Here is a 22,549-nt window from a genome sequence, read left to right as displayed (position 1 = left end):
CTGTAGAGTTAATTAAGAATATTTTTTCATTCCCATTACTGGATGAAAAAATAATAACCAAATGACAAAAAAATAAAATGACAATCATCACAAAGTCAGATTGACTTCGTGACGCAGATCACTAAATAACAAAGTATTTTATTGATAAAACTCGACACGAAATATCAACATAAAATATGTGATCGAGAGCTAGTGATTTTTTATGGATAGGGTAAAGCCCCTAAATAGTACGATAAGATGCGACTATTTACCGTAATCAGAAAGCATCTTTTTGAGTAAGCTATTAACATCTTTAGTTTTTTTGCTTCGCTTAGTTAAAGCAGTTAATGATGTGGGTAATTTAACGGGTTGCTGTGATGGATCCAGTGATTCATCACTATCTCGAAGTTTTTGTACCGCAGCCATGATCATACGCACTTGCTCGCCTGCGCTGTTTTCGAGAACCACAATATTCTCAGACTCAACTTGCACAATCGTGAGAGTGCCGTGTTTTACCGATTCAATTTTTTCACCCACCATTGAAGATTGAGGGGGAACTGAACGATCAAAAACTTGACCATTGCGCAACTTAGCAGCTGTAATTGACCGAATATTTCCTGTATTTTCAAAAGCGACAATGACTGTATGGGTATTGTAGTATTCAACAACAACAACATAGCCATGCTTTTTAGTTTCAAATCTTGCACCGACTTGCATATCATGGGGTGCATCCATTTTTTTAATTAACATCCTAAATTCCTAATACTACCTTTACCACTTTCGTATCGAGACAAAGAAGTGGCTCGCTCAAAGTATATATGCTCTACAGCTTGAGAGAAACGATTAGGTTCTATTGATAGTCATTTAGCCTCGTTAATGAGAATGCAAAAGTAAGATAATGCCATAGCGGCTCCTAATTGTGCCCACTTTTTAGTTCCGCAGCATCTTTGCTGGTTGAGAAATTGAATTTATGGATCCTTGTAGACCTCTCAAGCAACGAGACTGGCGTGATATTTTAGATGTTCAATGAAGATCGGAATTTTTTTCGCTAAATGCCGGCGGGAAGCATAAAAAGCATACAGCACGAGATCGTCAGGCTGATATTCCATCTCGATGACCTCTAACATGCCAGCTTGTATCTCTGCTTGGCAAAATGCCCTAGGTAATATCGCAAAACCTAAACCAGAAATAGCCGCTGTTTTTGCAAGATGTCCGCTGTTGACCTTAAACGAAGACGCTACTTTTTGCGTAATCAACTGACCTTTAGCATTTTTAAATATCCACGGGTTGCCATGCAATACAGTAAAACTATTGATACAGGGAACCTGTTTCAAATCGGCAAGCTGAAAAGGTCTGGGAAAACGTTGTAGGATTTTGGGGGAGGCCACCACAGCACTTGGCCAGCGTTGAATTTCCCTAGCTACCCAACTATTGTCTTCAAGTTTTCCCCGCTGAAAACTTAGCACAATATCAAAACCGTCCAATAAATCCTCTTTCGGATTGATACTGGTATCGCAACATAATGAAACTGACGGATACTGGTTACAAAAAGAAACCACGGCCTCGGCTAAAGCTGGCGAATCTGGCATTAAAATCTTCAATTCTCCCACAACGGCATGAGAATGCTGAGCGACCTCTTCAAGAGCCTGATTAAGCTTGTCCAACAATGGCTGCGTATACAAATAAAGATGCTCTCCAGCATCTGTTGAAGCAATTCGGCGTGTGGTTCTGGTAAATAATCGAGTATCTAATCGCTCCTCTAATAACGCAATATGACGGCTGATGTTGGATGTCGGTAACCCTAGAAATTCTGCAGCCCGTTTAAAGCTGTTGTGTTCATAAACACAGTGAAAACTGGTTAACCACTGCGGATCAATCTTATCAAACATCGCACTTAGTCCCATAAAGTGGGATTGTAAAACCAATAATCAACAATTTATTACCAGAAATAGGCTTATACAATACCCTTCACTAAAGTTAACTGGATTAAAGTTTCCCATGAGCTGGTTAGAAAGACTGTTAGACAAGAAGAATAGAATTGGTAATCGCAAGTCATCCATTCCCGAGGGAATATGGACGAAATGCCCTGCTTGCGAACAGATCTTATACCGGATTGCACTGGAGGAAAATTTGGCGGTGTGTCCCAAATGTGATCACCATATGAGAATGACTGCCCGTCAACGTTTGGATCATTTTTTGGATAGTGAAGATCGGATTGAAATTGGCAGTGAATATGAACCTAAAGATGTGCTCAATTTTAAAGATCTACAACGCTACAAAACACGCCTTGCTCTCGCTCAGAAAAATACCGGAGAAAAAGATGCACTAGTGGTAATGAAAGGGAAACTAATGGGTTTACCTATTGTTGCCTGTGCCTTCGAATTCTCTTTTATGGCTGGCTCAATGGGCTCTGTGGTGGGAGCACGTTTCGTGCGGGCAGTTGACACAGCGATTGATAACCAGTGTGGATTGGTGTGTTTTTCTGCTTGTGGTGGCGCTCGAATGCAAGAGTCACTCACCGCTTTGATGCAAATGGCCAAAACCAGCGCGGCTCTCAGACAACTAGTCATGGCTAAATTACCCTATATCTCTGTCCTAACCGATCAAACTTATGGTGGTGTCTCTGCAAGCTTAGCGATGCTAGGTGATATTAATATTGGCGAACCAAAAGCAAGAATCGGGTTTGCTGGGCGCCGAGTGATAGAGCAAACCGTTCGCGAAAAATTACCCGAAAATTTTCAGCAAAGTGAGTTTCTCTTAGCACATGGCGCTCTAGATATGATTGTCGATAGACGTGATATGCGCCAAAGAGTCGGCAGCTTAATTGCAAAGATGACCAAGACGACAATAGCTGTGGATCAATAACAATAGGGTTTTAATTATATAAGAGCTACATTGTCATGGTTCATTATTAGCGCTCAGTCTACCTCTCTGATTATGATCTATGTCTTCTGTCCTTAATCACTTCGACTACGCTTTCTGTCCATACTTTACAGCCATTTGGTTCATTAGAAGAGCCGATAAAATAATCCCAAGAGCCAGCCATGATGTAGTCTGGATAGTATCATTAGCGATCAGCGCAGAGATTAATACACCTACTGCGGGCACAAGATAATTGGTCATCGAAGTAAAAACAGCGCCTGCGTTCTTGATACTCATCATATAAAGGTAATAAACCACTCCCGCACACATGACACCAAGATAGATGACAGCAGCAAAGGCACTCAGAGAGGGCGGTTTTTGTGTCAATGTCATCGTTGTGGTAAGAGAAATTATAATTAATTGAATACTCGCCATAAAAAGAACATTTCTTGCCACTATTAGTGGATGTTCTTCTTTAACTCGGTTAAGTAGGAGCAAGGCAACAGCAAAGCATACCGCAGCAAATAATACTGCAATGACGCTAATGAGACTAAGTCTTGAAGATGTTGACATTAAATCTGGGTAAAAAAGGACAACTAAACCACTAAACCCAACGATGACACTTAGCAGATTGCCTTTACTGATCCTTGCATTCTTTATAAACACAGGAGCAAGAAGCAGTGTATAAAAAGGCAGTGTACCCATTAATATCGCTGTTACTGAACTGCTCAACTCTTTTTGAGCAAAAGGTATAAGAATGAAAGGAATCGTTGCTTCAAGTAAACCAATAACAGTATAAAGTCGCCACTGTTTACTATCACCACTAATTCGCATGACCCGGCAGATAATAAACAAGGTGATTACACCGAATATTGCACGCAATGTACCTATCCATACTGGATTGAATGCCTCTAATGCATTCTCTTGAAAAATAAATTGTGATCCCCAAATCAGCCCAATGGCGAGTAGAGTTAAGTAGTTTTTAAACATAATAAAATACCAATGCATTTAATAAGCTTGCTAGTGTCAAAAAAGTGATCTTGAATATAGTGCTACAGTCGAGCTGACTTAAATGCAATGGCATCAACCTCAATTAACATACCATCAAGGGCTAACTTAGGTACTGGAATTAAAGTACTTGCGGGCAACGTATCTGACGACCAGCGTTTTTGCATCTATTTACTCCAAATATTCAGCTTTTCACTATCATGATCAACGATAAGAACAGTGATCTTTAGAACATCATCAAAACTAAGCTCATGGGAAGTAAGTGCAATTTCTAGGTTTGATAATAAAGTGCAAGCCTGATAACGAAAATCACTACTAAGCTTATGTTCAATACCTTCACCACCACTTTGGCCCGAAATGTAAACTAGCTCTCCTTTGCTTGGTGCCTTTACTGTATGACAAAAACCAAATGGTGTTGGATTAAAAATCTCTGGTGGATTATGGAAGACTGGCTTTAGTTTTAGCATAACAATGACCTTTTATACGTTGAATTCAAAAGTAAGCAGGAGTATAAAAGCTCAAGTTAACTTGAAGTAAAGCGATAATTTAACAAAAGTTGAAATGACTGTGAGCAGAAATGATTATCTAACTATTGGACGACTAGCCGAACGTAGTGGTGTAGCCGCATCGGCTTTACGTTTTTATGAAGCTAAAGGTTTAATTGCTTCCTTTCGAACCAATGGTAATCAACGCCGTTATTTACCTTCGATGCTACGTAGAATTGCACTCGTTCAAGTCGCTCAATCTGTAGGGTTTACATTAGAAGAAATAGCAAAAGAGTTAAGCACCTTACCAATGAATCAAGCGGCCACAAAGCAAGATTGGGAGAGAGTTGCAAATAAATGGCAGCAAGACCTCGACCATAAAATAGCAAAAATCCAATCATTAAAAGACAATCTTTCAGGATGTATCGGGTGTGGCTGCTTGAGTATGAAGAAATGTCACCTAATTAATCCAGAAGACAACCTGAATCAGCAAAGACAAGGAGCGCAGAGAATTATTTGATCATACATTAGGTAGCCCACTATGTTTATTAAAGCGTTTCAATTTCCCTCTCTGATAACTGTGTTTTAGCTAAGTTTATCAATAAGAAATCGCTTCTCTATAAAGTTGATTTTCAAAAGAATTGTTGATAAGTTGCAAAAATGAAAAACATTTCCAAACCTTCATCATTATTTTTCTGGTGGCGCTCTATTTAGAGCGGCACGGAATTTTTACATTCTTAAGCTGCTGGAAGGTAGCTAAGACTGTAATTTCTCTTGTATCTCCAGTAGCAATCTATTTTTACTAGGAGATCTATCAATGAATACAACTCAATACACTGAAAAATCGGAAGTAATTTTAACTGGCGATAGAGCTACTGGCCCATTGCACTTGGGGCATTATGTCGGCTCTTTAAAACAACGGGTCGCTTTACAAGATATTCACGAGCAAACTGTTCTTGTTGCTGATATGCAAGGTCTTACAGACAATGCTCACAATCCGAACAAAGTATCATCTAATATTCTGAATGTTGTCGCGGATTATCTTGCCGTTGGTATCGACCCCTGTAAAACAACAATTTGCCTTCAATCACAACTTCCTGCTCTTGCTGAATTGACTATGTACTACAGCAATCTTGTGACAATCAGTCGATTAGAGAGAAACCCAACGGTCAAAAGTGAAATACAAAGCAAAGGCTTTGAACGATCAATTCCTGCAGGCTTTTTAACCTACCCTATATCTCAAGCAGCTGATATTACTGGCTTTAACGCAACATTGATTCCAGTTGGGGATGACCAGTTGCCAATGCTTGAACAAACTAATGAGATCGTTAGAAAGATTAATTTATTAGCAGGACGAATCGTTTTGAACGAGTGTAGGCCCTTGTTAAGCAATGCATCACGTTTACCTAGCACAGATGGTAAAAATAAGATGTCTAAAACAATGGGAAATACCATTAATCTTGGCGCGACTGAAAAAGAGATCTCCGCAGCAGTGAAATCTATGTATACCGATCCTAACCACCTCAGAATCCAAGATCCTGGTACTATTAAAGGCAATATTGTATTTACGTACCTCGATGCGTTTCACCCCGATCAAAACTATATCAACCAGCTAAAAGATCATTATCAACGTGGTGGGCTCGGAGATGGCACGACAAAAAAAGTATTAGAGGAATGTTTACAAGATATGCTCAGACCAATAAGGACAAGAAGAGCTGAATTTTTAAGTGATAAAGCTCAATTAATTGATATATTGGCGAAAGGTAGCCAAGTATCTAGAGAAAAGACGGAAAAAGTACTTTTTATTGTAAAAGATATCTTTGGACTAAATATTTTCTGAATAACTTAACGTTTTATCTATGCATCCTGTGATATGACCAATCTATCGAGCAAACTTTTACGCCGCGCTAGGCTAACCTTTGGTGAGAGCCATCAATGGCTCTCATATCACCATAAACATAAAAACACGTTACCCTGGTGAACGAATGTCACTCTACTCACTGCCGCTGCAAGTTTGTCGCGGCAAAGTGGTAACTTCAAGTCATAGAGAGATAACGTTATACTCAGTTGACGAGATCCATCAATCCCATTAAGCAAGGATGTCTATTGCTATGAAAGAGAGCCACTTTTTTGCTCACCTCGCACGGATGAAATTAATTCAACGCTGGCCGCTGATGCGCTCTATCTCCAAAGAAAACGTTTCTGAACACAGCCTGCAAGTCGCGTTTGTTGCTCATGCGCTGGCAGTGATAAAAAACAAGAAGTTTGCCGGGCAACTCAACCCTGAGCGTATCGCGTTATTGGCCATGTATCACGACAGTAGTGAAGTGTTAACTGGCGATTTGCCCACACCCGTTAAATACTTTAACCCTGATATTGCTAAAGAATATAAAAAAATTGAAGCCGCCGCTGAACAGCGCCTACTGGCCATGTTGCCGGAAGAGTTTCAAGACGATTTTAAACCTTTTCTACTCACTGAAGCGGCTCACAGTGAAGATGCCACCATCGTCAAACAAGCCGACAGTTTGTGCGCCTATCTGAAATGTTTGGAAGAGCTGAGTGCTGGCAACCATGAATACGCTCTGGCTAAAAAGCGCTTGGATGTTACGCTAAAAGAGCGTCAGACCCCAGAAATGGTCTACTTTCTGCAAACTTTTGCTCCAAGTTTTGAATTAACACTCGACGAAATAAGCTAATCTACTCTGTAGCTAAACAAATTGTATAGCCAAATAACTTGGAGTTGCAGGTAGAGAGGGTATACCTTTTACAAACATCCTTTAGGAGTCGCTCAGTATGCAGATCACCCTTCCACCAGAATGGCACGCGCGTAATGATGATGAACATAAGATTCGCCGTGATGATCATCGCAGCCCTTTTCAGCGCGACCGAGCGCGGATCCTCCACTCGGCGGCTTTTCGGCGTTTACAAGCCAAAACTCAAGTCCATGGCACCTACTTAAATGATTTTCACCGTACGCGTTTAACCCATTCTTTAGAAGCCGCGCAAATTGGTACTGGCATTGTGGCTCAGCTGAAACTTAAACAGCCAGAATTTCGTAGTCTGTTACCTTCTGACAGTTTGATTGATGCGTTATGCCTTGCTCACGATATTGGCCATCCGCCTTATGGGCATGGCGGTGAAGTGGCGCTCAATTATATGATGCGTGAGCATGGCGGGTTTGAAGGCAATGCGCAGACGTTTCGGATTGTCACCAGTTTAGAGCCTTATACAGAGCATCATGGGATGAATCTGTCACGTCGTACTCTGCTGGGGCTATTAAAATATCCCGCACTATTAAGTCAGACTCGCGCTGAGAAAATTCCTGAAGCCGTGCCCCACCAGCGACAACTAAAAGCCAAAGCTTGGTCTCCGGCTAAGGGCATTTATGACGGTGATCAGATAGGGTTTGAGTGGGTTCTCTCACCGCTGAGTGAACAAGATAGGCAACAACTGAGTGAAATGCGCGACCAAGCCAGCGCCCCTTATCAGCATAAGAAAACCCGTTTTAAATCGATAGATTGCTCGATTATGGAGCTGGCTGATGACATTGCTTACGGAGTACATGATTTAGAAGATGCAATTGTGCTTGGTTTAGTCAGCAAAACGCAGTGGCAGCAAGCAGCGGAAATCCCACTGCTGAACAGTGGCGACGCTTGGTTTGCAGAGCATGCTCATACGCTCACTGACATGCTATTTTCCGGCCAGCATCATATTCGTAAAGATGCGATAGGCGGCATGGTCAACGCGCTATTAACCAGTATCAGCATTCATCCGGTCGATCATCCATTTGCAAGCCCATTGCTGGCGTTTAATGCTTATCTACAGCCAGCGATGGCCGATGCGTTGGAAGTCTTAAAGTCATTTGTCAGCCAATATGTCATTCAAGTGCCACAAGTTCAGCGTTTTGAATATAAAGGCCAACAAATTATTATGGATTTATTTGAAGCGCTGGCCGCCGACCCTGAACGTTTATTGCCTCATGGAACACAAGAAAAATGGCAAAGCGCAGAGCAGCACCTCGGTGGTGGGATGCGGGTGATTTGTGACTATATTGCCGCCATGACCGACGGCTATGCACAACGGATGCATCAAGAGCTGTTTTCCGCCCATAGCTTGTGAGTTCGGCGTTTTTATTGATCTTGAAGATAGTGCTTAGCAAAAATCTCTGGCGGCATGTGCTGAATCTGGGTATCGATCATCTGTGAAAACACCGTCAGTAGTGGTGAATAATCCTGCTCTGGTTGCGCCAACTGCAATAGGTGGTAACCCGCTTCAACGGTCGATAAGCTATTTTCACTGGGCGCTTTACGAATCCGGTAATTACCTTCGAGATCCGTGGGCAAATGCAAACAAGGTAGCGGATGTAAATTGGTCGATAGCTGCCACATTTTATACGCTTTCTTCCAAGTGCCATCGAGTAAAATGACCCGTAGTTTATGAGACCGACCAACCCATGGTTTGCTTGAAGCGCAGATAGATTGCTGGCTAGGATACAGCACCATATGCTGCACCTCTTCCTCAGCCAATAGACGATTAAGCTCGGGGTGTGTCGTGAAATCCTCGCCGATCAATAAACGGCTGTTAGGGAGCGATAACGCTAAAATGCGCGCCGTCCCAAGTGGGCGATTCTGCTCAGTTGGGTGCTGGAGTATGATAAGCTCAATGGCTGACTCTAACCGCACGATAGCTGAACAAAAACAAACTTTATGAGCTTTACCACATTGAGAACAATATCGAGACATAGCGTGAATATCTACCTAGGGTTAATTTTGCTGAGCTTAGCCTGTTTAGGCTTACAGTTTTCCCCACTCGCTGAGTTCAGCGCTTGGCAACTGACCGAGATTGAACGTGGTCAGTGGTGGCGGATCCTAACAGGAAATTTCACCCATACCAACTTTGCTCATTTAGGGATGAACCTCGCTGGTTTATGGGTAATTGTGCTATTGTTTATGCCCAGCATTAAATCACTATTAGCCGTTTTAGGTGCACTCAGCCTGTGGGTAGGAATCAGTGTGTTTTTTACTGACATGACGATGTATGTTGGCTTATCTGGCGTACTGCATGGTTTGTTTGCTTACTTTGCTCTGCTAGAGTGGTTACATGGCCGAAGCAGTAGCTTGTGGCTAGTGCTTGGCGTCATCGCTAAGGTGGCTTGGGAACAATGGTTCGGCTCATCGATGATGACCGCTGAATTGATTCAAGCCCGAGTCGCCACCGAAGCCCATTTAGTAGGTACCCTAGGTGGACTGACGTTAGGTTTGATTCAGTTTCTGCTGATAAAAAAACGCCGCAACACAAGTCACGGCGCTGATTAGCACAAATATGGCTTGCGATTACATCACCGGACGCTGACCACGGCTGAGCAATTTCAACAGTACCGCATCCGCAGCTTGACTGGCCGTTCCGGCGAGCTTATCGGCGAGTTTTTTCTTACGCACATAACGCACCGCAAGAACGGTCTTTTCTTTGCATGCGTTGACGATCAAATCATCTGACGTGGCAATCTCATCCACTAAGCCTAATGCTTTGGCTTGACTGCCAAACCAATGCTCACCAGTGGCAACTTTGTCTAGATCAAGTGCTGGGCGGTGGTCACGGATAAAGTCTTTAAACAAACCATGGGTTTCTTCCAGCTCTTGCTTAAATTTCTCACGGGCTTTATCGGTGTTTTCACCAAACATCGTCAAAGTTCGTTTGTATTCGCCAGCAGTAAGCTGTTCAAATTCAATATCATTGCGTTTAAGTAATTTATGAAAATTAGGGATTTGAGCAATAACCCCAATTGACCCGACAATTGCGAACGGCGCGGCAACAATTTTATCGGCGATACAAGCCATCATATAACCGCCACTGGCAGCCACTTTATCGACGGCAATCGTCAAAGGAAGCTGAGCGGCTTTGAGGCGATCAAGCTGTGATGAGGCCAGTCCGTAACCATGAACCATGCCACCACCGGTTTCTAACCGAACCAGCACTTCATCGCCTGGTTGAGCCACGGCCAAAATTGCGGTCACTTCTTCACGTAATGAACTGACTTCTTTGGCGTCAATACTGCCATGAAAATCGAGCACGAATAGATGCGGCTCGCGTTTAGAGTCTAGCTCACCCTCTTTCTCTGCCTGTTTGAGTGCTTTTTGCTTGGCTTTTTTCTGCTCTTTTTCCGTTTTCTTCTCTGCTTTATCGCGTGCTTTCAAAAACGCTTCATCATGCAGATAAGATTCTAAACGCTCTACGGTTGCTTTATGTTGCTCGGTTAAGTCGGTGATTTCTAGCTCGCCTTTATTGGCGCCTGATTTACCACCACCCGATTTTATCATCACCAAGATCACGACTAACGCCACCAACACAGTGACAATCTTGGCTAGAAACAGCCCGTAATCTAATAAAAATTCCAAAGTGCTCATCCTCTTTAATACGAATTGGTGTATTGTAACCACCTTGTCACAAAGACTTAAAGTAAAACCTCATCTCGGACGGTTGAACTGCCAAAGTTGGATTAGATTCGAGATTATAACCAAAAGGAATCTGACGTGAATTACTCTGTTGCTGTTGATGCTTTACAAAATAAGGTTATTTTAGTCACTGGTGCCAGTGATGGTATTGGCAAACAAGCTGCTATTACATACGCCGCCCATGGCGCAACGGTCATTTTACTCGGTCGCAGCGAAGATAAACTGCAACAAACCTACGCTGAAATTGTCAGTGCTGGATACCCTGAAGCCCGAGTGATCGCCTTAGATATGCAAAAGGCCAGCAGATACGATTACCAAACCTTGATCCACAATATAGAGCAGCAATGTGGTCAACTGGATGGGTTATTGCATAGCGCTGGGTTATTAGGCGAAATCAGCCCCTTTGAAGCGATTACCGAACACACTTATGATCAGGTGATGCAAGTCAATGTCAAAGCTCAATTATTGCTTACTCAAGCCGCTTTACCTTTGATTAAGCGCTCGCCACAAGGTCGAATCGTATTTACCAGCTCGACGGTGGGTCACAGTGGCCGTTCAGGTTGGGCCAGCTATTCTATTTCAAAATTTGCTACTGAAGGGATGATGCAGATCCTCGCCGATGAGCTACGTGATACCCCATTACGAGTCAACGCGATTAATCCTGGTGGGACACGTACCGCCATGCGCGCCAAGGCGTATCCACAAGAAGATGCTAACCGCTTGAAAACGCCGCAAGAGATCATGCCGCTTTATCTCTATTTAATGGCCAGAGAGAGCCAACACGTGCATGGCCAATGTCTTGACGCACAACCGAAATAATCCACTTCAAACACATTCACTCGGAAAATAGAAACCCCGTCGCTAATTCGATATCAACGACGGGGTTTTGAGTCATTCGTTATGCGCTGATCATAAGGTATCACGTAATCGGTCTTGTACCGCTTGCACCAGTAAATCAGGCTGGAATTTGGAGATGAATTTATCACAACCGACCTTTTGTACCATCGCCTCATTAAAGCTACCACTGAGTGAGGTATTCAGCGTAATGTACAAACTCGCCATGCGCGGGTCGTTACGCACTTCATAAGTCAGCTTATAACCATCCATTTCTGGCATTTCGGCATCGGTGATCATCATCAACAGCTCTTGATTGATATCTTTACCTTCATCACACCATGATTTTAGTAGCTTCAAGGCTTCTAAACCATCCCAACACTCGATAATATTTAAGCCAAGTTGAGATAAAGTATCTTTAATTTGCTTGCGGGCGGTGGAAGAGTCGTCAACAATCAAAATGTTACGCCCAACCATTTCACCTAATATGTCATGATCTAACACATGTTCAGAAATCGAGACATCATAGTCGATGATTTCAGCGAGTACTTTTTCTACGTCAATCACTTCAACAATATGGTTTTGATTTTGCTCTTTAATGTGCGTAATCGCGGTCAGGTAGTTTGAACGCCCAACCGACTTTGGTGGTGGCTGAATCTCGGTCCATGCGGTATTAATGATATTGCGTACCTGACCAACCAAAAAACCCTGCACGGTACGGTTGTATTCGGTAATGATTAAGTTGTGCTCTTGATTATCCAGCTTGGTTTCAGGAAAACCAATCGCTCGACGAAGATCAATGATCGGAACCGCAACACCTCGTAGAGAAGCAACCCCCATAATGTTCGGATGAGAACCGGGCATTTTAGTCGTTGGCGGTACCTTGATTACTTCACGTACCTTAAATACGTTGATCGCAAAAATCTGTCGACTATTTAAACTAAACAGCAACAGTTCTAGGCGGTTCTCTCCCACCAAATTGGTACGCTGATCGACCGTATTTAAGATACTCGACATAGAAAATCCCGCTAATAGAAAAGCACCATCGTTTACAGTATATACCTAAATTTCTGTGAGGCACTTGGGTAGATCATTAATTTAGGCGAACAATGTAAACTGTCGTGCAAAAAAAACGAAGAAAAATTATCCTTCAACCACTTTCATTAATAATAAACCATCGTAGAGCGCTTGCTTGATTAAAGCCGCTCCTGGCATTGTGGCTTGTTTATAAAAACGGGATTCAACCAACTGCAGATGTTGGTGATAGGCAGGAAGGCTTTGCTCTTCAATACAGCGCTGAATCGCAGGATACAACACCGTTTTTGCTTGATTCATCACCCCACCAATTAACACTTTGTCAGGGTTAAACAAATTGATCACTATCGCAATCGCAGCGCCTAAATAACGTCCGAGTTGCTCAATCACGTCTACGGCGAGCGGATCACCATTGGCAGCCGCCAAGCAAACGTCCTCAATCGAAATCGTCTCTTGTTCGGCTAATGACGACGGTTCTCCTTGAGCAATTCGTAACGACACCTGATCGCGAATCGCTTGCGAGCTCGCCACCGTTTCAAGACAGCCAATATTGCCGCAATGACAACGTTTACCTTGAGGATCAATTTGAATGTGCCCAAGCTCACCAATATTGCCATAACGACCTTGTAATACTCGCCCATCAACGATAATCCCGGCCCCTAATCCGTGGTGAATAGAAATCAATATCGAATTATCGACATCTTGAGAGTGACCGAATAATTTTTCTGCCAAGGCCCAAGCTCGAGTATCATTGGCAACAAATACCGGCAACCCAGTAGCTTTATAAATCTCAGGACCTAACGCCAAATTTTTCACATTATAATGGGGCATTTGTAATACCATGCCCTGCTGTGAATTGACTAAACCCGGCAGAGTAATCGCAATGCTTGTCACCCGATCTAATTGGGCGGCGTAGGTTTGAAAAAACTCTTCTATTTCAAATAATAATCGCGCCAAAACATCATCTTGATCGATTTCATGAATATCAATTTTGGTGTCAATCAATACCTCACCACCCAACTCATGCAACGCAATCGTCAGATAGCCTCGTCCCAAGCGCATGGAAAGAAATTGCCAGCCTTGATTATTGGTTTGCAGACCAACGGCAGGTCTGCCACGACTGATCGCTTCTTGAACCGTCGTTTCATGGATCAAGTGGGCATCAATTAATTCGCGAGTAATTTTAGTAATACTTGCCGGAGCTAATTCACTCTCTTTAGAAAGGTCAATGCGCGATATAGGGCCTTTTTGATCTATCAATTTATATACACGACCAGCATTGACCTGTTTAATATGATCAATATGGCCTGGTTGAGCCATATACATGGTGCACTCCAGATTTCAATAACCTGCCAATTTTTTTACTTTGCGAACTAATTGTGAAGCAACTTGATGTATAGCCGTGACAGCCATCACGCATATAAATTTGAGTTTGTGTTTTTAACCCCAAAACCACAGATTTCACCACCAAAAGACCCAAGATGGGTGTTGGATCGAGAAATCGTCATTTTTTTTCTAAACCCTCTATTTTTAGAGACTTAGGTCTATACTGAGATCCAATAGGTTGCGCTTATTGGCCGGACTTTCAAGGAGAAAAATATGACCGCAGCGTTAAGAAGAACAAAAATTGTCGCTACACTAGGTCCATCGACGGATCAAGGTAGTGTGTTAGAAACGATTATTCGCTGTGGGGTGAATGTAGTCAGAATGAATTTTTCCCATGGCTCGGCAGATGATCACCGTTTACGAGCGGAAAAAGTTCGCGAAATTGCTCAACGATTAGGTCGACACGTAGCGATATTAGGCGACCTGCAAGGTCCTAAAATTCGAGTATCGACCTTCAAAGAAGACAAGGTTTTTCTCAATGAAGGCGACAGTTTCATTTTAGATGCAGAACTCGGACTCGGTGAAGGCACACAGCACACCGTCGGCATTGATTACAAAGCTTTGCCAAATGACGTTGTGGCAGAAGACATTTTATTACTCGACGATGGCAGAGTTCAGTTGCAAGTCACCGCTGTAGAAGGAAGTAAAATCCACACTACCGTTCTTATCGGCGGACCATTATCCAATAATAAAGGCATTAATAAAAAAGGCGGTGGCCTTTCTGCTGAAGCCTTAACAGAAAAAGATAAGCGAGATATTGTGCTGGCAGCTGACATTGGCGTCGATTATTTAGCGATCTCTTTTCCACGCAATGGGAAAGATATGGATTATGCTCGGCGTTTGGCTCGCGAAGCAGGACTGAATGCAAGATTAGTGGCCAAAGTTGAGCGTGCAGAGACGGTATCTTGTGATGAAAATATCGATGATATTATTCGCGCCTCTGATGTCATTATGGTTGCGCGAGGCGACCTTGGTGTCGAAATTGGTGATCCTGAGTTAATCGCGGTGCAAAAGAAACTGATTCGTCGTTCAAAAGAACTCAATCGCATCGTGATAACCGCAACTCAAATGATGGAGTCGATGATCACCAATCCAATGCCAACCCGAGCAGAAGTGATGGACGTCGCCAATGCCGTACTTGATGGCACTGACGCAGTCATGCTTTCAGGAGAGACCGCCGCTGGTAAATACCCAGTAGAGACCGTCAAAGCTATGGCCGAAGTCTGTGTCGGCGCAGAAAAAATGATTGAAGCCAGCCAACAAAATTATCGTATCGATCGCGCTTTCCAAACCGAAGAAGAAACAATAGCGATGTCGACCATTTATGCCGCCAATCATCTTGAAGGAGTAACAGCGATGGTCACGTTAACGGAGTCAGGGCGAACTGCGCTAATGACCTCACGCCTTAACTCTATATTACCTATCTTCGCCATGTCTCGTAATGAGCATGCTCTGAACCGTTGCGCGCTCTATCGAGGGGTAACGCCATTCTATTTTGATAGCAACCATGGTCAGGGAGCGGAGGTGGCTCAAGCCGCCCTACAAGCCCTAAAAGACAAAAAGCTCCTCGAGTTTGGCGATCTGGTGATCATTACTCAAGGTGATATTATGGATGTAGAAGGAACCACCAACTGTATGCGGATCTTGCCGGTATTTTAATCTGAGCGGTAGGTACAGGGAACGTACCTACCCGAATGACATTGAGTTTTATATGGGAAAAAAAATACCAATAAATCACTCTCCTCCTATTGATCGCCATAAAAAGGATCAATGACAGGAGGATTAGCACGCTGAGTCACGAGTCGCTTAGCCTGTTCAAAGGTTTCAATAAATCGGTAGCCAGCTTGTAGACCTAACTCGTAGTCATAAAGCAACGCTTCCTGACTACTGAGTAAGGAACTTGATTTCAGTGGCTCACTTGGCACAATTTGTAAAATAAATGCATCATCTGGTGGTGTATGAAGAAAGTCACTGGTCAATGAATAGGTTTGATAATGGACCATCAACATATCTGCGAGCCCCGCATCAAATTTATTCCCTAACAGATGGCTTAACCGATAAATATTGTCGGCACCAAACAACCAACGTCCACCATTTAACACATCGAGATGTTTTTGCTCTTTCTTGAGCTGTTGAGCCTTGGCGATTTGTTGTTGAAGAAAACCACTCCAATCTTGCTTCCACTGCAACATTTTATTTTGCCAATGTTGCTGGATATGATTCACCGATTCACGTAACCATTTAACCTGAGAATCAGACTCTTGCTCTGCTAATGCATTTTGTTGGTCTTCTTCCTCTAACGTTTCAGTCCGAATGACCGTGATAAAACGTGCTTCTTGACGCCAAGCCTGTTGAACGGGGATGGATGCTGACACTCCACCATCAATATAGCAATGTTGACCTAATGAGACCTCTTGAGTATATAAGCCTGGAATCGCGCAGGTAGCGATAAGCACTTCTCGCCAATCGTCACCCAACATCGGAAAATAAGCATCGGTTAATGACTGAGCCTCCGTCACCGCAGCAAAAGCTTGGCGCTGGCCCAAGACATGTCGCCCCATGTCCAAATCTAAACGATAAGGATAATCGCTGATTTTATCGAGCGCCCAGTCTAAATTCATGTATTGTTTACGTCGAATATAACTGAATAAATGAAAAAATTGCGGATCGGTGGTTAGCTCAAGAATGAAAGTTTTACCTAAACCGTGCTGACGACATAGATAGGAACAAAGATTTAACGCGCCCGCTGACGTACCATAAAATTCATCAAACGGGTCAAAATTAGACAGCATAAAAGCATCTAATACACCTGCAGTAAAAATCCCCCGCTGCCCTCCACCTTGGGCGACTAAGCTATTTTTACCAGTCAGAAACTTCGAGAGCCGAACAGTGTCGACTCTCGATTCTAGCCCTGAGACTGTTCCACTGTTCACCATAAGCAGAACCTCTAGCTTTTAATTGGCGATAGTAATTAAACCATATCCGATAAGAACAGCAAATATTGCCGCGGTAATCATTAATGCGTGTTTAAGATCGCGTTCCATACACCTCTCCTTGAGAATCACTGAATGACAACATAAGCATACACTAATCCTTTATACTGTCGTTTTTTTCCACACAAATATCAAGTGATTATCACATTTATCCTCGCAGAACGAGCAGCAAACAAGGCTTTTACTCTTAGTTATCGGAGCAGTGAGAGTCTTCACTCACTATCCTATCCTATAGTAGGATAGATAATTGTACTTAAGGAGTATCACAATGCGACATCATGGATTGCTATTCTACCCCCGGTTTATGCTACCCCTACTATTGAGCTTACTCGCCTTCCCAGTAAAAAGTGAACTGTATGTGACGCCTTACTTTGGCTATACCTTGGGTGGCAAAGTGGAAGATCAGCAGCAACGTCACTACGACATTAAACCATCGGAAAATATCGCATTAGCCATCGAAACCTCCTTTCAAACCGGACGCATCGGTTTTTTCTATAGCCATCAATCATCACAAGTTGAACAAATCGATAATCAAGCCATCATGCATTATCTGCACTTCCAAAGTAGTATTTATTACCCTCTAGAATCCAAAAGTTCTGCGTTTATTGGTGTAGGACTGGGTGGCTCATACGCTGATGTTGACTGGGTTAATAATAAATATGGCTTCTCGTCCAGCGTGTTTGCAGGTATAGACTACAAGATTGCCTCGAACCTCACCATTACATCGCATTTCCGATGGCTTGGCACTATGGTTGACAACGATACCAGTGCTATTTGTCAACTTGAGCAAAATAATGGCTGTGTGATTGGCTTTCGCTCCAATTGGATGAATCAATTTGCTTTTAATCTAGGGCTCAGCTTACGTTTTTAAGCTATTCATCGCTGGTTAGTATGGAAAACGCTTTATCGTCTCCCTGATTGCGAATCATAGCTATGAAGCCATTTATCTCCAACCAAATTTAACCTTACAAGATCAATCGTTACTAGAAGTACCGACCACTAACTGATGATTTTTTAGTCAAGCACTCTGTTGTTAAATACAGTTTTATCAATGGATAATGACGTTCAATAGAGCGAATTGATTCAGTTAACGACCAAAAGCACAAATATATCCCTAGATTTGTGCTTTAATAACTTGAATGCCGCTATCTATCACTAACAACAAACCGTTTACATTGTATTGCCATTTTTAAAAGTTCTCTGTAGTCTCTCAATTAATGCGCAGCTGATTATTTCAGATTACGCAAACACACATCGACAATAACAGCATAAAATTCCAATAAATAACCACATAGACCACAGGTAAATCTACGTTTTTACACACTCATGGATGATGGAACAATATTTTAACAATTAGACCTATACTCATACGATGATCTTTTCGGCAGTCTACTCTGGCAAAAGTGAGCGGTAACGGGAAGGCTTGCTTCCACATCTCAATGAATGAGTAAACAAGGTCTAATGAGGCTTCATACCTCAGGGAATGATTAAGGAGAAATAAATGAAGCGAGAACAATGGGGATCCCGTACCGGATTCATTTTAGCCGCAGTAGGTTCTGCGATTGGCCTAGGTAACATTTGGCGTTTTCCCTACATGGCTTATGAGAATGGAGGGGGCGCTTTTTTCATCCCTTATCTATTTGCCATGCTAACAGCCGGCATTCCTTTTATGATCCTTGAATTCAGTATGGGTCAAAAACATCGCGGCTCTGCACCAACGACTCTTGCCAAAATTAACACAAAATTTGAATGGCTTGGTTGGTTTCAAGTGGGTATCGCGGCAACCATTGGGGTGTACTATGTAGCCGTGATTGGCTGGGCAATCTCCTACTTCGGCATGTCATTTACCCAAAGTTGGGGAACGGATACCAATAGCTTTTTCTTTAGCGAGTACTTAGGTCTGGGTGATAACTCGCCGACTAACCTTGGATCAATTCAGTGGAAAATTGCTTTTACGATGGCGATTGCTTGGGCAATAACTTATGCGGCTATCGTTGGCGGAGTTAAATCTGGTATTGAACGTGCTTCTAAAGTCATGATGCCGGTGTTGTTTATCATGGTACTGCTGCTGATTGCACGCATGATTTTCTTACCAGGTGCATTAGATGGCGTCAACTATATGTTTGAGCCTGATTTTAGTAAGATTTGGGATGTTAAAGTCTGGGCAGCCGCTTATGGGCAAATCTTCTTTACGCTCAGTATTGGCTTTGCGATTATGCTGGCCTATTCAAGCTACCTACCACAGAAATCTGACATCACCAATAATGCTTTTATGACCGTCTTGATCAACTGCGGTTTTTCAATTCTCGCTGGTATCATGATTTTCTCAGTTCTTGGTTACATGGCTCAAGAACAAGGCAAACCGCTGACTGAAGTTGTTTCTGCTGGCGTTGGTTTAGCTTTTGTCACTATCCCTGCGGCTATTAACCTACTTCCAATCCCTTACATTCTAGGCCCGCTATTTTTCTTAGCGTTAGTGGTCGCTGGACTAAGCTCACACATCTCGATCTTAGAAGCCGTCACCTCCGCGGTGATTGACAAACTGGGTTGGAGTCGTAAAAAAGCAGCTAATATCGTTATCGGCTCAGGCTTTATTATTTCTATGGCATTTGCGACCAATGGCGGTTTACTGTTGCTCGATTTAGTCGACCACTTTGCGAACAATGTCGGCATTATGGCGAGCTGCCTAGTTGAACTCATTCTCATGACTTGGTTGCTGAAAATTTCCGACGTGCGTAAATATGTTAACTCCATTTCTGATTTTACGATTGGAGTATGGTTTGATATTTGTTTGCGCTTTGTCTCCCCAGTCGTTTTGGCGATCATTGTAGTAACTAAATTACGTGCACTGCTCACTGAAGGGTATGGCGGCTATGATCTGACCCTAGGCTGGACCATTATTATCGCGTTACTGGCGCTAGGTGCCATCGTTAATCTAACTAATCGCAAGGAAGCAAACTAATGACTACAGGTGCAATTATCATGATGATTATCGGCCTCGGACTCACTTGGGGCGGTGCAGCCATCTGCATTAAAAAAGCCATGGCGAAACAAGAAGAGTAATCTCCTCTTAATTAAGGCCACGAGCAGCTAATCTGCCGTGGCCTTATTGATTTTAGAAGCGATAAGTAACCCCTAGCGCCGCGCCCAGTTGCAAATTGATGCCTGAATGGAGGTTTAACTCTGGATGAACTTGACCATAGACATCAATATTACTGTTAATTGGCCAGTTAACCCCTAATGGTACGCGCGGACCAAAATCACCATCCCATTCTCCCCAAGCACCAATCCCAACGTACCAATCCAAAGAAACGTCAGCTCGTTCAAAATTGCCACGGCGCATCAAATAATCAAAAGCGGCACCTTCATTACCAAGAATAAAACGATATTGCTCATCAACCTCAATGACTGCACTCAACTGCTTATCTACGGCCATACCCACTTTTAAACTCGGCTCTTGTTGTGCATAAACACTTACTGGTACGCTGAATAACATCGCCACTGCAGCTATTTTTTTCATAAGTCACTTATCCTATATCGTCTGGTATTTACTCAAATTTCTAAGATTGAGAAATAAACTCCCCAATGATGTCCAATTGCAGCAAAGTCGGCTCCGCCAGAAGAAAGAATAAACATGACATGAAGAATCCAACCAAGTGCAAAATAAAATCAAAGGAAATAACGGCAGTCTAACGAGGAGTGTACTGAGCAATGTCAGCAAAGAGGTAAAGATAGGTTAAGATAGAGTATAGGTAGAGGTTAAAACATCATTGATAATGAGCACTTTCAGCAAACCGATAAAAAGGAGACCGAAGTCTCCTTATTTATAGGGGAAGAAAGAATGAGAATTAACCGTGGTTGCGAATCCACTCATCCATTTCTGTTTTTAAGTTATCTGATTTAGTACCAAAAATAGCTTGTACACCACCAGACACCACAACAACGCCAGCAGCACCGAGTTGTTTTAGTTTCGCTTGATCAACCAACTCTGTCTCTGCAACCGATACGCGTAGGCGAGTAATACAAGCATCTAAGTTAGTGATATTTTCTTTACCACCAAATGCCGCTACTAATTCACCTGCTAACTCTGACCCTGTTGAAGTATTCGCATCAGCGGATTCATCTTCACGGCCCGGTGTTTTCAGATTCAAAGTACGAATAACAAACGTAAATACCACATAGTAAAGCACAGCATAAGCAATACCTAAGCCTACCAGTAGCAACATGTTTTCTGCACGAGGAGATTGAACAACAAAGTCAATAAAGCCGTTAGAGAACGTGTGGCCATGAACAATGCCTAGCGAGTTGGTTAAGACATACGCCAAGCCAGCAAGTACCGCGTGAACCGCGTAAAGTACAGGAGCAATGAATAGGAAAGAGAATTCAATTGGCTCAGTAATACCGGTTAGGAAAGAAGTTAATGCCGCAGAAGCCATGATACCCATGATTTTTGCACGGTTCTCAGGTTTAGCACAATGCGCAATCGCAAAAGCCGCTGCAGGAAGACCAAACATTTTAAATAGGTAACCACCCGCTAACTGACCAAAACCATTACCCGCTTCGCGAGTCACATCATTCGCAGTCAAGAAACAAGTCATAATACCTGTTGCTGGTTGACCGGAGTTAGTCACACAAGAACCTGCTTCGTAGAAGAAAGGTACGTTCCAGATATGGTGTAAACCAAATGGAATCAGTGCACGCTCAACAATACCGTAAATACCAAATGCAGTGACTGGGTTTTGATGCGCAGCCCAATCAGAGAAAGAAGCAATAACGCCACCAATCGGAGGCCAAATTACCGATAAGAGAATACCTAGAGCAATCGACAAGAAACCGGTAATAATAGGTACCGCACGTTTACCCGCAAAGAATCCGAGATATTCTGGTAGCTGAATTTTATAGAAACGATTGAACGACCACGCTGCAACACCACCCGCAAGAATACCGCCAAGTACGCCTGTTTCGATGCCATCAACACCCATTACCTCTGCCATAACGTTCAAGGTCGCAACCATGATGCCATAGCCGACAATAGCAGAAAGTCCTGATACACCATCGTTATTGGTAAAGCCTAGGGCGACACCAACGGCAAACAAGAGTGCCATTTGACCAAATACCGAGCCACCAGCTTGTTCCATTAAATGGGATACGACTTCTGGCAGCCAACTAAAGTTTGCCGCCCCAACACCAAGCAAAATACCTGCAACAGGTAAGACTGATACTGGAAGCATCAGTGCTTTACCTACTTTTTGCAGGTTAGCAAAAGCGTTCTTTAACATGTTTATGCTCCTGATTAAGTTATTAGAATTTTTCGGGTTCCAACGGCACACCCCCGTAGCCTAAATGTTAGCACCCAATAAAAATGTAACCACAAATGTATTATATTTTCCGCCTCTAAATATATCTTGATGCCCCTCAAACTTTCCAGTTCGTAAAGAAATTTAGTTTCAAAGTAATAGACAGATCACACAGCCATCACTTGTCGACAAGGCAACAGAAGCATTCTATCCTATTG

General features: G+C 42.9%; 24 protein-coding genes. 11 read left to right on the top strand and 13 right to left on the bottom strand.

Annotation, left to right across the window (positions count from 1 at the left end; all coding sequences use genetic code 11):
- Nucleotides 1–243 precede the first annotated feature (243 nt).
- Together CAG60_RS13850 and CAG60_RS13845 are read right to left on the bottom strand one after the other, a co-directional pair.
- The gene (locus CAG60_RS13850) at nt 244–714 is read right to left on the bottom strand and encodes a hypothetical protein (protein ID WP_172465326.1); all 471 of its coding nucleotides are present in this window, start codon (nt 712–714) and stop codon (nt 244–246) included.
- Nucleotides 715–968: 254 nt separating this feature from the next.
- Nucleotides 969–1,868, bottom strand: coding sequence for a LysR family transcriptional regulator (locus tag CAG60_RS13845; protein WP_202598235.1), 900 nt, complete (start codon nt 1,866–1,868; stop codon nt 969–971).
- A gap of 109 nt (nt 1,869–1,977) precedes the next feature.
- Between CAG60_RS13845 and accD the strand changes: the two genes are divergently transcribed.
- On the top strand, nt 1,978–2,844 hold the full coding sequence (accD, locus tag CAG60_RS13840; RefSeq protein ID WP_161425159.1) for an acetyl-CoA carboxylase, carboxyltransferase subunit beta: 867 nt from the start codon (nt 1,978–1,980) through the stop codon (nt 2,842–2,844).
- A gap of 105 nt (nt 2,845–2,949) precedes the next feature.
- Here the strand turns inward: accD and CAG60_RS13835 are convergent, their stop codons facing one another.
- From CAG60_RS13835 to CAG60_RS13830, 3 genes are all read right to left on the bottom strand, one after another.
- Entirely contained in the window at nt 2,950–3,831 is an 882-nt protein-coding gene (locus tag CAG60_RS13835) for a DMT family transporter (protein WP_161439193.1), read from the bottom strand.
- Nucleotides 3,832–3,893: 62 nt separating this feature from the next.
- Nucleotides 3,894–4,016, bottom strand: a complete 123-nt coding sequence (locus CAG60_RS16700; RefSeq protein ID WP_237665990.1) for a RidA family protein — start codon at nt 4,014–4,016, stop codon at nt 3,894–3,896.
- Nucleotides 4,017–4,316 (bottom strand): RidA family protein, encoded by a 300-nt coding sequence (locus tag CAG60_RS13830; protein WP_237665989.1) that lies wholly within the window; start codon nt 4,314–4,316, stop codon nt 4,017–4,019. It abuts the gene before it with no gap.
- A 94-nt stretch (nt 4,317–4,410) separates the two neighbouring features.
- Between CAG60_RS13830 and soxR the strand changes: the two genes are divergently transcribed.
- The 4 genes from soxR (at nt 4,411) to CAG60_RS13810 (ending at nt 8,453) form a co-directional block, all read left to right on the top strand.
- The gene (gene soxR, locus CAG60_RS13825; RefSeq protein ID WP_040904412.1) at nt 4,411–4,854 is read left to right on the top strand and encodes a redox-sensitive transcriptional activator SoxR; all 444 of its coding nucleotides are present in this window, start codon (nt 4,411–4,413) and stop codon (nt 4,852–4,854) included.
- 297 nt (nt 4,855–5,151) lie between these two features.
- Nucleotides 5,152–6,174: a tryptophan--tRNA ligase gene (trpS, locus tag CAG60_RS13820; RefSeq protein ID WP_161439192.1), complete on the top strand. Its 1,023-nt coding sequence runs from the start codon at nt 5,152–5,154 to the stop codon at nt 6,172–6,174.
- Between the two features lie 271 nt (nt 6,175–6,445).
- The gene (gene yfbR, locus CAG60_RS13815) at nt 6,446–7,030 is read left to right on the top strand and encodes a 5'-deoxynucleotidase (RefSeq protein WP_004395571.1); all 585 of its coding nucleotides are present in this window, start codon (nt 6,446–6,448) and stop codon (nt 7,028–7,030) included.
- Between the two features lie 97 nt (nt 7,031–7,127).
- On the top strand, nt 7,128–8,453 hold the full coding sequence (locus tag CAG60_RS13810) for an anti-phage deoxyguanosine triphosphatase (RefSeq protein WP_161439191.1): 1,326 nt from the start codon (nt 7,128–7,130) through the stop codon (nt 8,451–8,453).
- Between the two features lie 11 nt (nt 8,454–8,464).
- Here CAG60_RS13810 and CAG60_RS13805 read toward each other — a convergent pair whose 3' ends face one another.
- The gene (locus CAG60_RS13805) at nt 8,465–9,076 is read right to left on the bottom strand and encodes a tRNA-uridine aminocarboxypropyltransferase (protein WP_161439190.1); all 612 of its coding nucleotides are present in this window, start codon (nt 9,074–9,076) and stop codon (nt 8,465–8,467) included.
- On the opposite strand from CAG60_RS13805, the gene rrtA reads away from it, so the two are divergent.
- Entirely contained in the window at nt 9,041–9,649 is a 609-nt protein-coding gene (gene rrtA / locus CAG60_RS13800; protein ID WP_202598590.1) for a rhombosortase, read from the top strand. The genes CAG60_RS13805 and rrtA overlap by 36 nt on opposite strands.
- 18 nt (nt 9,650–9,667) lie before the next feature.
- On the opposite strand, the gene sohB is transcribed toward rrtA, so the two are convergent.
- The gene (gene sohB / locus CAG60_RS13795) at nt 9,668–10,729 is read right to left on the bottom strand and encodes a protease SohB (RefSeq protein WP_161439188.1); all 1,062 of its coding nucleotides are present in this window, start codon (nt 10,727–10,729) and stop codon (nt 9,668–9,670) included.
- 135 nt (nt 10,730–10,864) lie between these two features.
- Between sohB and CAG60_RS13790 the strand changes: the two genes are divergently transcribed.
- The gene (locus CAG60_RS13790; RefSeq protein WP_004395576.1) at nt 10,865–11,605 is read left to right on the top strand and encodes a YciK family oxidoreductase; all 741 of its coding nucleotides are present in this window, start codon (nt 10,865–10,867) and stop codon (nt 11,603–11,605) included.
- A 90-nt stretch (nt 11,606–11,695) separates the two neighbouring features.
- On the opposite strand, the gene CAG60_RS13785 is transcribed toward CAG60_RS13790, so the two are convergent.
- Nucleotides 11,696–12,637 carry a chemotaxis protein CheV gene (locus tag CAG60_RS13785; RefSeq protein ID WP_040904416.1) on the bottom strand — a complete coding sequence of 314 codons (942 nt, stop codon included), beginning with the start codon at nt 12,635–12,637 and terminating at the stop codon, nt 11,696–11,698.
- A 126-nt stretch (nt 12,638–12,763) separates the two neighbouring features.
- A complete protein-coding gene (gene mlc / locus CAG60_RS13780) occupies nt 12,764–13,981 on the bottom strand; it encodes a sugar metabolism global transcriptional regulator Mlc (protein ID WP_004395578.1) in 1,218 nt (405 codons plus the stop codon).
- 273 nt (nt 13,982–14,254) lie between these two features.
- Between mlc and pyk the strand changes: the two genes are divergently transcribed.
- The gene (gene pyk / locus CAG60_RS13775) at nt 14,255–15,700 is read left to right on the top strand and encodes a pyruvate kinase (protein WP_004395579.1); all 1,446 of its coding nucleotides are present in this window, start codon (nt 14,255–14,257) and stop codon (nt 15,698–15,700) included.
- A gap of 86 nt (nt 15,701–15,786) precedes the next feature.
- On the opposite strand, the gene CAG60_RS13770 is transcribed toward pyk, so the two are convergent.
- Both CAG60_RS13770 and cydH read right to left on the bottom strand, forming a co-directional pair.
- Entirely contained in the window at nt 15,787–16,977 is a 1,191-nt protein-coding gene (locus CAG60_RS13770) for a patatin-like phospholipase family protein (RefSeq protein WP_161439187.1), read from the bottom strand.
- A gap of 18 nt (nt 16,978–16,995) precedes the next feature.
- A complete protein-coding gene (gene cydH, locus CAG60_RS13765) occupies nt 16,996–17,085 on the bottom strand; it encodes a cytochrome bd-I oxidase subunit CydH (RefSeq protein ID WP_110167917.1) in 90 nt (29 codons plus the stop codon).
- A 217-nt stretch (nt 17,086–17,302) separates the two neighbouring features.
- On the opposite strand from cydH, the gene CAG60_RS13760 reads away from it, so the two are divergent.
- The 3 genes from CAG60_RS13760 (at nt 17,303) to CAG60_RS13750 (ending at nt 20,097) form a co-directional block, all read left to right on the top strand.
- Nucleotides 17,303–17,905 (top strand): porin family protein, encoded by a 603-nt coding sequence (locus tag CAG60_RS13760; RefSeq protein ID WP_161439186.1) that lies wholly within the window; start codon nt 17,303–17,305, stop codon nt 17,903–17,905.
- A gap of 630 nt (nt 17,906–18,535) precedes the next feature.
- Nucleotides 18,536–19,996, top strand: coding sequence for a sodium-dependent transporter (locus CAG60_RS13755; protein WP_004395582.1), 1,461 nt, complete (start codon nt 18,536–18,538; stop codon nt 19,994–19,996).
- Nucleotides 19,996–20,097 (top strand): MetS family NSS transporter small subunit, encoded by a 102-nt coding sequence (locus CAG60_RS13750; protein ID WP_110167920.1) that lies wholly within the window; start codon nt 19,996–19,998, stop codon nt 20,095–20,097. Before CAG60_RS13755 ends, CAG60_RS13750 begins: the two co-directional genes overlap by 1 nt.
- A gap of 52 nt (nt 20,098–20,149) precedes the next feature.
- Here the strand turns inward: CAG60_RS13750 and CAG60_RS13745 are convergent, their stop codons facing one another.
- Both CAG60_RS13745 and ptsG read right to left on the bottom strand, forming a co-directional pair.
- Entirely contained in the window at nt 20,150–20,554 is a 405-nt protein-coding gene (locus CAG60_RS13745) for a hypothetical protein (protein WP_161439185.1), read from the bottom strand.
- A gap of 328 nt (nt 20,555–20,882) precedes the next feature.
- Entirely contained in the window at nt 20,883–22,313 is a 1,431-nt protein-coding gene (gene ptsG, locus CAG60_RS13740) for a PTS glucose transporter subunit IIBC (RefSeq protein WP_004395584.1), read from the bottom strand.
- Nucleotides 22,314–22,549: the final 236 nt, after the last annotated feature.

The organism is Vibrio sp. V33_P6A3T137, assembly GCF_009904835.1.
Taxonomy (GTDB): domain Bacteria; phylum Pseudomonadota; class Gammaproteobacteria; order Enterobacterales; family Vibrionaceae; genus Vibrio; species Vibrio metschnikovii.
Note: the sequence above shows the minus strand (reverse complement) of the source record. Positions and strands in the feature narration are given on the sequence as shown.